Origin of the sequence: Rhodopseudomonas palustris BisB18, from assembly GCF_000013745.1 — a bacterium.
Lineage (GTDB): Bacteria > Pseudomonadota > Alphaproteobacteria > Rhizobiales > Xanthobacteraceae > Rhodopseudomonas_A > Rhodopseudomonas_A palustris_F.
Window position 1 is genome coordinate 4,459,319 of sequence record NC_007925.1, and the last position, 15,213, is coordinate 4,474,531.

General features: G+C 64.6%; 14 protein-coding genes. 6 read left to right on the forward strand and 8 right to left on the reverse strand.

Annotated elements, in window-relative coordinates; translation table 11 throughout:
• Window positions 1-110 precede the first annotated feature (110 nt).
• Genes RPC_RS20055 through cysG form a run of 5 tightly spaced genes read right to left on the reverse strand, consistent with a single transcriptional unit; the run spans window position 111 to window position 4,755 of the window.
• Complete coding sequence (locus RPC_RS20055) at window positions 111-842, reverse strand: phosphoadenylyl-sulfate reductase (RefSeq protein ID WP_011474418.1); 732 nt, start codon at window positions 840-842, stop codon at window positions 111-113.
• Window positions 842-1,354 (reverse strand): DUF934 domain-containing protein, encoded by a 513-nt coding sequence (locus tag RPC_RS20060; protein WP_011474419.1) that lies wholly within the window; start codon window positions 1,352-1,354, stop codon window positions 842-844. Before RPC_RS20060 ends, RPC_RS20055 begins: the two co-directional genes overlap by 1 nt.
• The gene (locus RPC_RS20065) at window positions 1,341-2,993 is read right to left on the reverse strand and encodes a nitrite/sulfite reductase (RefSeq protein WP_011474420.1); all 1,653 of its coding nucleotides are present in this window, start codon (window positions 2,991-2,993) and stop codon (window positions 1,341-1,343) included. The genes RPC_RS20060 and RPC_RS20065 overlap by 14 nt, the downstream gene beginning before the upstream one ends.
• 8 nt (window positions 2,994-3,001) lie before the next feature.
• A complete protein-coding gene (locus RPC_RS20070) occupies window positions 3,002-3,316 on the reverse strand; it encodes a DUF2849 domain-containing protein (RefSeq protein WP_011474421.1) in 315 nt (104 codons plus the stop codon).
• Complete coding sequence (gene cysG, locus RPC_RS20075) at window positions 3,313-4,755, reverse strand: siroheme synthase CysG (protein ID WP_011474422.1); 1,443 nt, start codon at window positions 4,753-4,755, stop codon at window positions 3,313-3,315. Before cysG ends, RPC_RS20070 begins: the two co-directional genes overlap by 4 nt.
• A 242-nt stretch (window positions 4,756-4,997) precedes the next feature.
• Between cysG and cysD the strand changes: the two genes are divergently transcribed.
• The 5 genes from cysD (at window position 4,998) to cysW (ending at window position 10,823) form a co-directional block, all read left to right on the forward strand.
• Entirely contained in the window at window positions 4,998-5,804 is an 807-nt protein-coding gene (gene cysD / locus RPC_RS20080; protein WP_011474423.1) for a sulfate adenylyltransferase subunit CysD, read from the forward strand.
• 11 nt (window positions 5,805-5,815) lie between these two features.
• A complete protein-coding gene (cysC, locus tag RPC_RS20085) occupies window positions 5,816-7,735 on the forward strand; it encodes an adenylyl-sulfate kinase (RefSeq protein WP_011474424.1) in 1,920 nt (639 codons plus the stop codon).
• Between the two features lie 34 nt (window positions 7,736-7,769).
• The gene (gene cysP, locus RPC_RS20090; RefSeq protein ID WP_011474425.1) at window positions 7,770-8,777 is read left to right on the forward strand and encodes a thiosulfate ABC transporter substrate-binding protein CysP; all 1,008 of its coding nucleotides are present in this window, start codon (window positions 7,770-7,772) and stop codon (window positions 8,775-8,777) included.
• A gap of 346 nt (window positions 8,778-9,123) precedes the next feature.
• Window positions 9,124-9,951, forward strand: a complete 828-nt coding sequence (cysT, locus tag RPC_RS20095) for a sulfate ABC transporter permease subunit CysT (RefSeq protein ID WP_011474426.1) — start codon at window positions 9,124-9,126, stop codon at window positions 9,949-9,951.
• Window positions 9,951-10,823 carry a sulfate ABC transporter permease subunit CysW gene (gene cysW, locus RPC_RS20100; RefSeq protein ID WP_011474427.1) on the forward strand — a complete coding sequence of 291 codons (873 nt, stop codon included), beginning with the start codon at window positions 9,951-9,953 and terminating at the stop codon, window positions 10,821-10,823. Before cysT ends, cysW begins: the two co-directional genes overlap by 1 nt.
• A 96-nt stretch (window positions 10,824-10,919) precedes the next feature.
• Here cysW and RPC_RS20105 read toward each other — a convergent pair whose 3' ends face one another.
• Window positions 10,920-11,405 (reverse strand): hypothetical protein, encoded by a 486-nt coding sequence (locus RPC_RS20105; RefSeq protein WP_011474428.1) that lies wholly within the window; start codon window positions 11,403-11,405, stop codon window positions 10,920-10,922.
• Between the two features lie 606 nt (window positions 11,406-12,011).
• Here RPC_RS20105 and RPC_RS20110 point away from each other — a divergent pair.
• Entirely contained in the window at window positions 12,012-14,174 is a 2,163-nt protein-coding gene (locus RPC_RS20110) for a malate synthase G (RefSeq protein WP_011474429.1), read from the forward strand.
• Between the two features lie 85 nt (window positions 14,175-14,259).
• Here RPC_RS20110 and RPC_RS25840 read toward each other — a convergent pair whose 3' ends face one another.
• Window positions 14,260-14,421 (reverse strand): Thivi_2564 family membrane protein, encoded by a 162-nt coding sequence (locus tag RPC_RS25840; RefSeq protein WP_011474430.1) that lies wholly within the window; start codon window positions 14,419-14,421, stop codon window positions 14,260-14,262.
• Between the two features lie 109 nt (window positions 14,422-14,530).
• Complete coding sequence (locus RPC_RS20115; RefSeq protein WP_011474431.1) at window positions 14,531-15,211, reverse strand: DUF2865 domain-containing protein; 681 nt, start codon at window positions 15,209-15,211, stop codon at window positions 14,531-14,533.
• Window positions 15,212-15,213: the final 2 nt, after the last annotated feature.

Consider the following 15,213-nt stretch of genomic DNA (forward strand, 5'->3'; position numbering starts at 1 on the left):
GGCCGTAGGACATCATTGTCATCGACGGCGAAGCTCGGAAACTCTTGGAGAACTGCAGTCAAGTCAACGAAACGCGATTTTCTTGTTAGCAGCGATGCAGCGCCATTATGCTACGAAGTCTTGATCGTATGAATGCCGCATTCCGTCTTGGCCCGACCGGCCCAGCGGCCGGCGCGGGCGTCCTCGTGCGATGCGGTGCGGCTGGTGCAGGGCATGCAGCCGACCGAGAGAAATCCCGCGGCGACGAGCGGATGCGGCGGCAGCTTGGCGGTCGCGTAGATCGCCTCGATATCCTCGCGCGAGACGTTGGCGAACGGATTGAACTTCAATCGCGCGCCGTCGTCTTCCACCACCGGAATCTCGGCGCGCAGTCCGCCCTGGAAACGCTTGCGGCCGTTGATCCAGCCGCGGAACGGCGCAAGCGCGCGACGCAGTGGCTCGACCTTGCGGATGAAGCAGCATTTGTCGGGATCGGAGAACCACAGATCGCGCTCCGGATCGTCGCGCTCGAGCGTGTCTTGCAACGGCTGGATCGAGCGCACGTCGGTAAGCCCGAGTTGTGCGATCAGCGCGTCGCGATAGGCCAGCGTCTCCTCGAACAGCCAGCCGGTGTCGAGAAAGATCACCGGAATCGAGGCATCGACGTCGGCCATCACCTTCAGCAGTGCGGCGGATTCGGTGCCGAACGACGACACCAGAGCCAGGTGCTCGCGGCCGACGGCTTGCAGCGCCGCGGCGATCACCTCGGCGGGCGAGGCCTCGCGCAGCGCCGCGTCCAGCGAAGCCGCCGACGGCAGCGCCGGCGTCGCCTGTTGCGGGGGCTGGATCAACAGATCGCTCATCAGCTGGCGCTTTCCGAATGCCGCGCCTGCAGCCGGCGCTGCCAGGCGCTGGCCCGGCCGTCGCTGCTCGGCTGATAGAACACCGTGTAGCGCTTCGCGGTGGCGGCGAAGGCCGCGGCGTCGGCGTCCTTCTTCACCTCGAAGGCGTCGAAGCCGTTGCGCAGCAGAAACACGAACTGGTCGCGCAGGATCTGCCCGGTGGCGCGCAACTCGCCGCGAAAGCCGTAACGCTCGCGCAGCAACCGCGCCTGGCTATGGGCGCGGCCGTCGCGGAAGCTCGGATACACCAAAGCCACCACCGCCAGCCGATCGAGATACGGCACCAGGTCATCGACGGCGCGGTTGTTCGGCCAGATCACGCCGAGCGGGCTGTTGCGCCCGATCAGCGCTTCGGGATCTTGCAGAAACCGCGCCGCCGACACCAGCACCGCGCCGTCGAGCGGCAGTTCGGCGTCGTCGGAAAGATGCACGAACGGATCGGCGATCGTGGTTGCGTTCTTAACGAGTGGCATAGACGCGCTCCTTGAAGGGCTCGACCCCGAGACGCTTCACTGCGTCGATGAACAATTCGTCGGGCCGCTGCCGCAGCGCCAGATAAGCCTCGACAATGTCTTCGACGACATTGGCGACGTCGTCGTAAGGCACTGCGGGACCGATCAGCGTGCCGACCACCGCGCCCTCGTCGGCGCGGCCGCCGATGGTGATCTGATAAAATTCCTCGTCGTTCTTCTCGACGCCGAGAATGCCGATATGGCCGACGTGGTGATGGCCGCAGGCGTTGATGCAGCCGGAGATGTTGATGTGCAGCCGGCCGATCAGGTTGGCGGTCTCGTTGGAAAACCGCCGGGTCAATTCCTGCGCGATCGGGATCGAGCGCGTATTGGCCAGCGAGCAATAGTCCAGCCCCGGGCAGGCGATGATGTCGGTGATCAGATTGACGTTCGGCGTGGCGACGCCGATCTTATCGAGCGCTCGCCACAACGCCGGCAGGTCGCGCTTGGCGACATGCGGCAACGCCAGGTTCTGCTCGTGGCCGACGCGGATTTCGCCGAACGAATATCTGTCGGCGAGGTCGGCGATCGCGTCCATCTGCACGGCGGTGGCATCGCCGGGAGGCGCGCCCACCGGCTTCAACGACAGCGTGACGATGGCGTAGCCTTGCTGCTTGTGCGGCGCGACCGAATTGTTCAGCCAGGCGGCAAAGCCGGGATCGGCCGACGCCTTGGTCAGTTCTTCGGGATTGTCCGACAGCTTTTCATAGTCCGGATAGGTGAAGCGCGAGCGGATCTCCTCGATCATGGCGTCGTCGAGCGTCAGCGGCCCGTCGCCGATCTGGCGGAATTCCTCATCGACCTCTTCGCGGAATTTCTCCAGGCCGAGTTCGTGCACCAAAATCTTGATCCGCGCCTTGTAGATGTTGTCGCGGCGGCCGTACTGATTATAGACCCGCAGGATCGCCTCGACGTAGCTGAGGATATCGCGGCCCGGCACGAACGACTTGATGGTCTTGCCGATGAACGGGGTGCGGCCGAGCCCACCGCCGACCAGCACTTCGAAGCCGGTCTCGCCTTGGTCGTTCTTGCGCAGCCGCAGGCCGATGTCGTGGATCTTGATCGCGGCGCGGTCGTGATCCGACGCGGTGATGGCGAATTTGAACTTGCGCGGCAGGAACGAGAATTCCGGATGCAGCGTGGTGTACTGCCGCATGATCTCGGCCCAGATCCGCGGGTCCTCGATTTCGCCCGGCGCGACGCCGGCCCACTGATCCGCGGTGATGTTGCGGGTGCAATTGCCCGAGGTCTGCATCGCGTGAATGCCGACTTCGGCGAGATCGGCCAGCGCATCGGGCAGATCGGCGAGCGCGATCCAGTTGAACTGGATGTTCTGCCGGGTGGTGAAGTGGCCGTAGCCGCGGTCGTATTTGCGCGCCACATGGGCGAGCTTGCGCAATTGATCCGCCGACAGCGTGCCGTAGGGAATCGCCACCCGGAACATATAGGCGTGCAGCTGCAGATAGACGCCGTTCATCAGCCGCAGCATCTTGAACTCGTCTTCGGTGATCTCGCCGGCGAGCCGGCGCTGCACCTGATCGCGGAATTCGGCGACGCGCTCGTTGATCAGCGTGCGGTCGATTTCATCATAAGCGTACATAAGAAGCCTTACACGGTCGCAGGAATGTCGATGGTGACGCCGGTGCTGCGGATCTGCTCGCGCAGATTGCCGGGGGCGATCGCGCCGGAATCGTCGATGGTCACCGGCGCGATATAGGGGCCGACCGCGCCGATATCGTCGGCGGCGGATTCGGCGAGCAGCGCCCGCGCGGTGTCGACGGTGCTGACCACCGCGGCATCCGCGAGGTCGGTCGACCAGTCCTTGGTGGCGGTGCGCCAGATCACCGCGCCGTCGAAGGTGCGGTTCGCGGTCACCACCGAGGGTCCGGTGATCTTGATTTTCTGTTGTAGAGGAGAGGTCATTCAGCAGCCGCCAACATTTCCGAGAGTTTTTGCGTGAGAGGGGTGAAGTCGTGTGAGTTCGAATCGGCCTGCCGTGGCGCGGCATGCGCCACGACGTCGCCGATGATCAGGATCGCCGGGCCGCCTTCGACCTGCGCGATAAGATCGGGCAACTGATCGAGCGTGCCGACCGCGGCCTTGGAATTTGGTCGGGTGACGCGCGCGAACACGCCGACCGGAGTCAGCGGCGAACGGCCGGCGGCGATTAGTCCGGCGCGGACCTGCGCCGCCGCGCTCATGCCCATGTACACCACGACGGTCATCTTCGGATCGGTCAGCGCCGACCAGTCGACGCTCGCGGCACCCTCCGCCTTGTGTGCGGTCAGGAAGGTGATGCGCAGCGCCTCGTTGCGAAACGTCAGCGGCACCTCGAACTCGGCGGCGGCACCGAGCGCCGCGGTGATGCCAGGCACCACCGAATAGGAGATGCCGGCGTCGCGCAACGCCGCGATCTCCTCGCCGCCGCGGCCGAAAATCAGTGAGTCGCCGCCTTTCAGCCGCACGCAGCGCTGCCCCAAGTTTGCCGCAACAATCAGCCGGCGATTGATCTCGTCCTGGCCGATGCCGGGCTGGCCGACGCGGCGGCCGACCGCGACCAGCGTGGCGTCGCGCCGCGCGCGATCGAGGACTTCTTGTGAGACCAGTTCATCATAGAAGATGGTATCAGCATCCTGCAGGGCCCGCAGCGCCTTGATCGTCAAAAGGTCCGGATCGCCCGGCCCGGCGCCGACCAGCGTGACATGACCGGGCTGTTGCGCGCCCGCAAAGTCGGACGGATTATCGATATCTCTCAAGGCTTTATCGGCCAGATCGAGATGCCCTTCGAGGACCTGCGCGCCGATCGGGCCATCGACCACGCGCTCCCAGAATTTGCGCCGCAACGGAAATTGCGGAATCCGCTGATGAATGGCCTTGCGCCAGCGGCCGATGAAACCGGCAAGCTCGCCGATCCTGGCCGGCAACAGCGCCTCGATCTGCTGGCGCAGCCGCCGCGCCACCACCGGCGAACTACCACCGGTGCCGATCGCCACCACGACGTCGCCGCGGTCCACGATCGCCGGCATGATGAAGCTGGAATTAGCCAGATCATCCATGATGTTAACCGGGATACCAAGGCTCCGCGCACGACTCGCCAGCGGCGCGCCGAGATCGCCTGAACCTGCGCAAAACACCGCGATCACTCCGGCGAAATCGGCCTGCAGCGGATCGCCGTCGACGAACTCGATCCGGCCGTTGCCGAGCGCGATGCCGCCGAGGTCACGATGGCCATCAATCGCGTAGCAGCGAATCCGCGCCCCGGCCGCCAGCAACAGCCGCAGCTTGGCGCGTAGCAAGTCGCCGGCGCCGATTAGAACGATCGGCCCGCTGCGCAAATCGAGGAACACCGGCAGAAATCGCATACAGGCTCCGTTGCCCGGAACATCGGGGTTGACTGGAATTATTTTCTATATATGTGTCTTTCACCGGCCGCAAAGAGAAATTTATTTCTTCTCTTCCGCACCGCGACTGTGGAATTTTTTACCCCTAACCGCAAGGCGCAGGAGATGGTTCTTCTCAACAACGGTCCGCGACGGCAGGAGTTGCCTGCGCGGAAACCGTGGGGTGGAATGTCGAACCGCTCGATCGCAGCCTGGAGACGCCGATGACCCCCGGTATGGACCATCTCGACGCGCTGGAAGCGCAGAGCATCTACATTTTGCGCGAAGCCTTCGCGCGGCTGAAGAAGCTGGCGCTGTTGTGGTCGCTCGGCAAAGACTCCAACGTGATGATTTGGCTGGCCCGCAAGGCGTTTTTCGGCCGGGTGCCGTTTCCCGCCATGCACGTCGATACCGGCAAGAAATTCCCTGAAATGTATGCGTTTCGCGACCAGTATTCGAAGGAGTGGGAGCTCGACCTAATCCTGGAATATTGCCCCGGCATCGAAAGCGTCGATCCGACGCTGCCGCCGGCGGCGCGCTCGGCGGCGCGCAAGACCGAGGGGCTCAAGCTCGCACTGGCCAAGCACGGTTTCGACGGCTTGATCGCCGGGATCCGCCGCGACGAAGAGGCCACCCGCGCCAAAGAGCGGGTGTTTTCGCCGCGCGGTACCGAAGGCGGCTGGGACGTCCGCGATCAGCCGCCGGAATTCTGGGACCAGTTCAACGCCTCGCCGCCGCCCGGCTCGCATTTGCGCATCCATCCGATCCTGCATTGGACCGAGGCCGACATCTGGGCCTACACCAAGCGCGAGAACATCCCGATCATTCCGTTGTATCTGTCGCAGAACGGCAAGCGCTATCGCTCGCTGGGCGACGCCGACATCACCAACCCGGTGCAGTCGAGCGCCTCCAACATCGACGAAATCCTCATCGAACTCGACGGCACCAAGGTGCCGGAGCGCGCCGGCCGCGCGCTGGACCATGAAACCGAGGACGCCTTCGAGCGGCTTCGCGTCGCCGGCTATCTGTGAGCAGCATCGCCATGAACCTCGTCGTCCCCGCCCCGCAGCCGTCGCTCGCCACGCCGAACGGCACCACCCGCCCGCAAGTCCGCATCGTCATCGTCGGCCATGTCGACCACGGCAAATCCACCCTGGTCGGACGGCTGCTGCATGAGACCGGCTCGCTGCCCGACGGCAAACTTGAAATGCTGAAGGAAGTCAGCGCCCGGCGCGGCATGCCGTTCGAATGGTCGTTCCTGCTCGACGCGCTGCAGACCGAGCGCGACCAGGGCATCACCATCGACACCACGCAGATCTCGTTCCGCACCCACTCCCGCGACGTGGTGCTGATCGACGCCCCCGGCCACGCCGAATTCCTGCGCAACATGATCACCGGTGCCTCGCAGGCCGACGGCGCGGTGCTGATCATCGACGCGCTGGAAGGCGTACGCGACCAGACCAGGCGGCACGGCTATCTGTTGCATTTGCTCGGCATCAAACAGGTCGCGATCGTGGTCAACAAGATGGACCGCGTCGAATTCAGCGAAGCCCGCTTCACCGAGATCAGCGATGAAATCTCCGCGCATCTGATCGAACTCGGCGTCACGCCGACCGCGGTGATCCCGATTTCCGCGCGCGACGGCGACGGCGTCGCCGAACGCACGCCCAACATCGTCTGGTACAACGGCCCGACCGTGGTCGAAGCGCTCGACGCGCTGACGCCGGCGCGGCCGCTCGACGAAATGCCGCTGCGGCTGCCGGTGCAGGCAATCTACAAATTCGACGACCGCCGCATCGTCGCCGGCCGCATCGAATCCGGGCATCTGCAGGCCGGCGACGAGATCGTGATCATGCCGGCCGGCAAGATCGCTAAGATCAAGACCGTCGAAGGCTGGCCGGCGACGCCGCTGAGTGGCCCGCAAGGCGCCGGGCGTTCGGTCGGCATCACGCTCGACCGTGAATTGTTCATCGAGCGCGGCGACGTCATCGCCCATACCGAGTCCGCACCGCGCGACACCAGGCGGATTCACGCCCGGATCTTCTGGCTGCACCATCAGCCGCTGAGCGTCGGCGCCAACATCCTGGTCCGGCTCGGCACCCGGGAAACCCGCGCCAACGTCGTCGCCATCGAGAAGGCGGTCGATCCCGGCGAACTCGCCGGCGTCCCGGCCAAATCGATCGCGCACAATCACGTCGGAGAAATCAACCTTTCGCTGCTGCACCCCGTCGCGGCCGACCCCTACCTCGACAATCCGCGCACCGGACGGCTGGTGATCGAGGTCAACGGCCGGATCGCCGGCGGTGGGTTGGTGCTCGACGTCGATACCGGCCGTCGCGCCGCGGTCGATATCGTGCCGGTGGAATCCGCGCTGCGGCCGGAGGAACGCTCGGCGCGCTATCGCCACAACGGCGCGGTGCTGTGGTTCACCGGTCTGCCCGGGGCGGGAAAATCCACCTTGGCGGTGGCGCTGGAGCGCCGGCTGTTCAACCGCGGCGGCTCGCCGATCCTGCTCGACGGCGACACCTTGCGCGCTGGGCTGAACGGCGATCTTGGATTCTCCGCCAAGGACCGCTCGGAGAACATCCGCCGGCTGGCGGAAGTCGCCACCCACCTCGCGCGCAACGGCCACATCGCCATCGTCGCGGCGGTGTCGCCGTCGATCGAGGACCGCGCCGCGGCGCGACGGATCGCAGATGCCTTGTTCCGCGAGATCTATGTCGCGACGCCGGCCGAAATCTGCGAGAGCCGCGATCCCAAGGGGCACTACGCCAAGGCCCGCGCCGGCACGCTGAAAGGCTTCACCGGGATCGGCAATGACTATCAGCCGCCCGCCGAAAGCGAATTGACGATCGACACCGCCACCCGCCCGGTCGCCGAGGCGATCGACGAGATCGAACTGATGCTGGCGAAATCCGGCGTGCTGATCGAAGAACTCGTCGACCTCGCCGCCAACATCTAACCCGCCCGCGACTTCCGCAGCGACAGGAGTTCTTGTGAACCGTCTTGCCCTCGCCTTCATCGCCGGTCTCGGCGCCCTCACCGCGGTGTCCGCGGCGTGGGCGCAGACGCCGGCCACGCTGCTCAACGTCTCCTACGACATTTCGCGCGAGCTCTATGTCGAGATCAACGCCGCCTTCACCAAGCAATGGAAGGCCAAGACCGGCCAGGACGTCACCATCAACCAGTCGCACAACGGCTCGTCGCGGCAGGCCCGCTCGATCCTCGAAGGGCTCGAGGCCGACGTCGTGACCTTCAACCAGGTCACCGACGTGCAGGTGCTGTACGACAAGGGCAAGCTGATCCCGGCGGACTGGGCCAAGCGGCTGCCGAACAATTCCTCGCCGTATTACTCGCTGCCGGCATTCCTGGTGCGCGCCGGAAATCCCAAGGCCATCAAGGATTGGGACGATCTGGTGAAGCCCGGCGTGCAGGTGATCTTCCCCAACCCGAAGACCTCGGGCAATGCCCGCTACACCTATCTCGCCGCCTATGCCTTCGCGAAGCACAAGTACGGCAACGAGGCCGAGGCTGATGCCTTCATCAAGAAGCTGTTCGGCAACGTGCCGGTGTTCGACACCGGCGGTCGCGCCGCCACCACCACCTTCATCGAGCGGCAGACCGGCGACGTGCTGATTTCCTTCGAAGCCGAGACCAGCGCGATCCGCGACATCGCCGGCAAGGACAAGTACCAAGTGGTGGTGCCGCCGACCAGCCTCTTGGCGGAATTCCCGGTCAGCGTGGTCGACAAATACGCCGACAAGCACGGCACCAGGCCGCTCGCCACCGCCTATCTGGAATATCTTTACTCGCCGGAGGGACAGACCATTTTGGCCAAGGCCTATAACCGGGTGAACGACAAGGCCGTGGCGGAGCAATTCAAGGACAAGTTCCCCGAGGTCAAGCTGTACCGGGTCGAGGACGAATTCGGCGGCTGGGACAAGCTCACCGCCGATCACCTCGCCTCCGGCGCCAAGCTCGATCAATTGTTCGGCGGACGCTAGATAGTCGTCGATCCGGCTCGACAGATGCCGCCTTCACCTCTCCCCGCTTGCGGGGAGAGGTCGACCCGGCGGAGCGTAAGCGAAGCCGGGTCGGGTGAGGGGGCGCCTCGGCAGAACGCGGCGCCCCCTCACCCGGCGCGCCAAGCTTCGCTTGTCACGCCACCCTCTCCCCGCAAGCGGGGCGAGGGTGCAATTCACGACTTCTCTGCGTCATTGCGAGCGAAGCGAAGCAATCCTGAGCGCCGTGCGCTCAGCCCCTGGATTGCTTCGTCGCTTCGCTCCTCGCAATGACGTGGAAAATCTTGCGACTATCCACCTACTCATCGTTCTTAGGATCGGCCTCCCCTTGCCACGCAGCGTCATTCCAGGTTTCGGCTTAGCGTTCGGCATCACCGTGCTGTATCTCGGCGCGATCGTGCTGCTGCCGTTGTGCGCGCTGATCCTGAAGGCTTCCGACATCGGTGGCGCGCAATTGTGGACCATCCTGTCGTCGCCGCGCACGCTGTCGTCGATCCGGGTGACCCTCACGATGGCGCTGGCGGCGACCGCCTTCAACGCGGTCTATGGGTTGCTGCTGGCCTGGGTGCTGGCGCGCTATCAGTTTCCCGGCAAGCGGCTGCTCGACGCGCTGGTCGATATTCCCTTCGCGCTGCCGACCGCGGTGGCCGGCCTCGCTCTCACCGCGCTGTTCTCCAAGAACGGCTGGTTCGGCGGCCCGCTCGACGCGCTCGGCCTGCAGGTGGTCTATACCCCGCTCGGCATCGCGATCGCGATGGCGTTCGTCAGCGTGCCGTTCGTGGTGCGCACGCTGCAGCCGGTGATCGAGGATCTCGGCAGCGACGTCGAGGAGGCCAGCCGCTCGCTCGGTGCCAGCGATCTGCAGATCCTCACCAAAATCATCTTCCCGTCGATCTTTCCGGCGCTGCTCGCCGGCTGTTCGCTGGCGTTCGCGCGCAGCCTCGGCGAATTCGGCGCGGTGATCTTCATCGCCGGCAATCAGCCGATGAAGACCGAGATCGTGGCGCTTTTGACCTTCATCCGGCTCGAGGAATACGACTACCAGGCGGCCGCGGCGATCGCCACGGTGATGCTGGTGATGGCCTTTGTGATGCTGATCGTCACCAACGCGGTGCAGGCCTGGAACCTGCGCTATCTCGGCCGCGGAGGGATGTGATGACAAAACAGCCGCAGCCTCCGATCAGAAAGACCGACTGGATGGTGACGCCGGTCGGCGCCGGCCCGGTCGCCCGCCGCGTCGTCTTAAGCATCGTCGGCGTCACCACGGCGCTGTTCCTGCTGGCGCCGCTGGCGCTGATCGTCGCTTCGGCGTTCTCGCAAGGCGCCGGCGTGTTCTTCCGCAGCCTCGGCGATCCGGGAACGCTGCACGCCATCAAGCTGACGCTGATCACCGCGGCGATCGCGGTGCCGATGAACATCCTGTTCGGCCTCGCCGCGGCCTGGACCGTGACCAAATTCGTCTTCCCCGGCCGCACCTTGCTGATCGCGCTGATCGAACTGCCGTATTCGATTTCGCCGATCGTCGCCGGCGTGGCGTTCCTTTTCGTCTACGGCTCGCAGGGGCTGTTCGGGCCACTCCTGGAGCAGCTCGGCCTCAAGGTGATGTTCGCGCTGCCGGCGATCGTGCTCGCCAGCATGTTCGTCACCGCGCCGTTCGTGGCGCGCGAGCTGATCCCGTTGATGCAGGTGCAGGGCACCGACGAGGAGGAAGCCGCGGTGACGCTCGGCGCCTCCGGCTTTGCGACTTTCGTCCGGGTGACGCTGCCGAATATCCGCTGGGCGGTGCTGTACGGCGCCATCCTCTGCAACGCGCGGGTGATGGGCGAATTCGGCGCGGTGTCGGTGGTGTCGGGCAATATCCGCGGCCAGACCACCACGCTGCCGCTGCAGATCGAACTTTTGTACCAAGACTACAACGTCGCCGGCGCCTTCGCCGCAGCCACTGTGCTCACCGCGGTGGCGCTGTTGACCATCGTCATCAAGGCGGGGCTGGAGCGGCTGGCCCGGGTCGAACAGGTCCAGCCCTGAAACCACCCGGGCGGCCTCGGCCGCTTCGCGCAGCGAAAGGTGACCCGCCGACGCGAAGCGTCGCAGTCGGGGCAAGTGCGCAACGAAACGGTGAAGCTACGCGACGCTCACTGGGGGCTTGTCGTCGACCGTTTGCTTGTCGTCGTAGGCCGCTCGCTCGGCAGCTGAAACCTTTCCATCTTCATTGGTGTCGGCGCTGTCGTAGACCGTGTTGCTCGATTTTGAGCCGCCGCCGCTCGGAACTGAACCGGAGCCGGATGCGCTACCGCTGTCGGTAGCGCCGGGACTGGCCTCTGTGGTCGCGTCAATCACGGGCGACATTTCCGCATTCTCGGCGGTGCTGGATGCTTGTTGGTCCAGCAACAAGCCCATCATATCGCTGCTCAGCTGGCCGGCAGAACCGGATCCAGACGTTGACGTGCTTGTCGACGTGGTTGTCGACACAGCCTCGATCGCTGGGGCTGCATCTGCGCCTGTCTCGTCGGTCGTGGCTGACGCCGTGCTGCTTGCGGTGTTGACCGCATTGAGCGCGCCATAAGCCTCGGCGACGTTCGTTCCGGAAGTGATACCCGAGACTGACATTTCGTTCTCCTCTGCACTATTTCGATCGTCAGGCGTGATCGCCGAAGATAATCATGCCGGGATCGGCGCAAGTCGTTTGCCGGCCGTCATCCCGGAAATCGAACACCCTCGGTCGCCGAAGGTTAGAAACAGATAGCTTAAGAGAAACTCACGCAGCGGCAGGCTTTTGATGTCTGAATGTTGCTCTCCGCGCGGCACTAATCGCAATGGTGATGCCGCGACAACGTCTGCGATGCTGCGTCGCCAATCTGGTGCCGCCGCGCAGCTTCGCTGTTGAGCGACTTGCTGGCCGTGACGTCGGCGCTTCGGGGCTGCAGAGTCCAGCGGGATGCCGCCGCATTCCAATGGGCCGGTGCGACGGCGCGATGCTGTATTGCAAGGGCCGCACCCCCCTGCGGGCCGCAACGTTTGGCATATCGCCTGGTTTCGGCACGACTTGGCAAAGAGTGTCGCCGCCGGCGGCCACCGCGAAGGTTGATGCCCGGGGGTCTTCTCAACCGGCCGGCTTTGGCGCTAAAAGGCGGCCTAAGCGCCGCTAGGGAGGCGGCGCGCTCGCCCGTTGACCCTGTAAACGGCGGTTTGTGCCGTTTCTTGCTGGAAAATCAAATGAATCGCATCAAAGCCCACGGCCTGCAGATTGCGCCAGTTCTGTTCGACTTCATCGCCAAGGAGGCCGCCCCCAAGACCGGCATCGATCCGGATGCGTTCTGGGCCGGCCTGGCCGGCATCGTGCGCGACCTGGCACCGAAGACCCGCGAGCTGCTGGCGCTGCGCGACGCGCTGCAGCTCAAGATCGACGATTGGCACAAAGCCAACAAGGGCAAGCCCTGGGATATCGAGGCCTACACCGCGTTCCTGAAAGAGATCGGCTATCTGTTGCCGGAGCCGGCCACCGTCGAAGTCGAGACGACCGATGTCGACGAGGAGATCGGCAAGATCTGCGGCCCGCAGCTGGTGGTGCCGCTCAGCAACGCGCGCTACTCGCTGAACGCCGCCAACGCGCGCTGGGGCTCGCTGTACGACGCGCTGTACGGCACCGATGCGATCCCGCATGACGCTTCGGAGACCGGCCGCGGTTACAACAAGGCGCGCGGCGCCAAGGTAATCGCCAAGGCGAAAGCCTTCCTCGACCAAGCGGTGCCGCTGGCGACCGCCAGCCACACCGATGTGACGTCCTACAGCGTGATCGCCGGTCATCTGTCGGTGAAGCTGAAGAGCGGCAACGCCACCGCGCTGAAGAACGCCGCGCAGTTCGCCGGCTTCCTCGGCGATGCAGCGGCACCGACCGCGATCCTGCTGGTCAACCACGGCATGCATATCGAAATCAAGGTCGATCGCTCCAGCGTGATCGGCAAGGACGATGCTGCCGGCGTCGCCGACGTGATCCTGGAATCGGCCGTCTCCACCATTCTCGACATGGAAGACTCGGTCGCCGCTGTCGACGCCGAAGACAAGGTGCTGATCTATCGCAACGTGCTCGGCCTGATGGATGGCACGCTCACCGCCGACTTCGAGAAGGGCGGCAAGACGCTGACCCGCGCGCTGAACGGCGACCGCGTGTACCAGACCGTCGACGGCAAGGGCCTGACGCTGCACGGTCGCAGCCTGTTGCTGATGCGCAATGTCGGCCATCACATGTTCACCGACGCGGTGCTCGACGAATCCGGCGCAGAGATCCCCGAAGGCTTCCTCGACGCCGCGGTCGCCGGCCTGCTGGCGATTCACGACCTCAAGGGTGGCTCCAAGACCCGCAACAGCCGCACCGGCTCGGTCTATATCGTCAAGCCGAAGATGCACGGCCCCGACGAGGTGGCGCTGACCGTCGAATTGTTCGGCCGTGTCGAGCAGATGCTCGGCCTTGCGGAGAACACCATGAAGGTCGGCATCATGGACGAGGAGCGCCGCACCACGGTCAACCTCAAGGCCTGCATCCAGAATGCGTCGAAGCGCATTGTGTTCATCAACACCGGCTTCCTCGATCGCACCGGCGACGAGATCCACACCTCGATGGAAGCGGGCCCGATGATCCGCAAGAACGAGATGAAGGCGCAGCCCTGGATCAAGGCCTATGAAGACTGGAACGTCGACATGGGACTGATCGATGGCCTGCCCGGCCACGCCCAGATCGGCAAGGGCATGTGGGCGGCGCCCGACAAGATGGCGGACATGCTGGCGCAGAAGGTCGGCCATCCGCAGGCCGGCGCCACCACCGCCTGGGTGCCCTCGCCCACCGCCGCGACGCTGCACGCGCTGCATTATCACCAGGTCGACGTGCTGAAGCGGCAGCAGGAGTTGAAAACCGGCGGTCCGCGCGCCAAACTCAGCGACATCCTCACCATCCCGGTGTCGCAGTCGAACTGGGCGCCGGACGACGTCCGCCAAGAGATCGACAACAACTGCCAGGGCATTCTCGGCTATGTGGTGCGCTGGATCGACCAGGGCGTCGGCTGCTCCAAGGTGCCGGACATCCACGACGTCGGACTGATGGAAGACCGCGCCACGCTGCGGATCTCCAGCCAGCATCTGGCGAATTGGCTGCATCAGGGTGTCATCACCAAGGAGCAGGTGATGGAGTCCTTGAAGCGGATGGCTGTGGTGGTCGACAAGCAGAACGAAGGCGACGCGCTGTACAAGCCGATGGCGCCCGGCTTCGACGGCGTGGCGTTTAAGGCCGCCTGCGACCTGATCTTCAAGGGCCGCGAGCAGCCGAACGGCTATACCGAGTTCATCCTCACCGCGCGGCGCCGCGAAGCCAAGGCCGCGGTGTGATCGCCGCTCAACTCTGTACGCATCAAATGAAAAGCCCCGGCCATCTGGCCGGGGCTTTTGTTTAAGACGCGTGGTCGGCAACAGCCTAGAATACCGCGAGATATTTCAGCAGCGAAATGACGCCGATAATGATCACGATGATCCGCGCGATCTGCTTGGCGCGACCGTCGAGCGGCAACATGTTGATCAGATAGAGAACCAGGATCACGACCAGGAACGTGATCAAAATACCGATGAGCAGCGACATCACAAAACCCTTCAACGGCTGAGGACAAGGTGTCGCGGTCGCCGTTATCCGCCCGCGCCCGCACTAACCGGCGAGCGGGCGGCGAGTTCCCCTCTCGGAACAAAAGGACTCAGTCCGACGCCACCACCGGCAGCCTCTCATAGCGCGCCCGGATTTTGCCGGAGGCCGGCGAGAAGTTCAGGGCGCCGTGTCGTCGATCGGCGCGCCCGGCCACCATCAAACCATCGGCGGCAGCCACGATGTCGCCTTTTCGCAGCGTCGGATCGTCGTCGATGTCGACTTTGGCCAGTCCGAACTGATCCTTGCCGTTGCAAGTACAGCCGGTCACGATTTCGCTGCGATATTTGAACGCGTTGGGCAATTCCGAATAGGATTTTCCTGCAGCCAAAGCATTGTCGATGGTGCTGCCGTACATCACCTTGGTCTCCGAAGCTGGACAGAAGCTGTTGCAAGTCTCGGCGCGGCTGCGATTGTCGGCGCCGTTGACCGGGAAGTAGCGACCATCGCAAGTGCGGACGCAAAACGCCTGGCCACCGCCCTCGCCGCCGGACGATCTGCTGCGCGGCGCGGCGCGGCGCGTCGGCTGCCGCTCGACCACGCCGCCCTCGCTTGCAAACGGCATCGGCATGCTCGGCTCCGGACGATAATTGCGTTGCGGCGCATTGAACGCCCCGAACAGCGCGGAGAGGAAGTCGTTCTCGGCATGAGCGGGGCCCACCAAGCCGGCGATTACCAGCGCAGCTAAGCCGCCGGCGCACGAGGCCATCGCTGCTGTTCTGAACTTCGCCATGG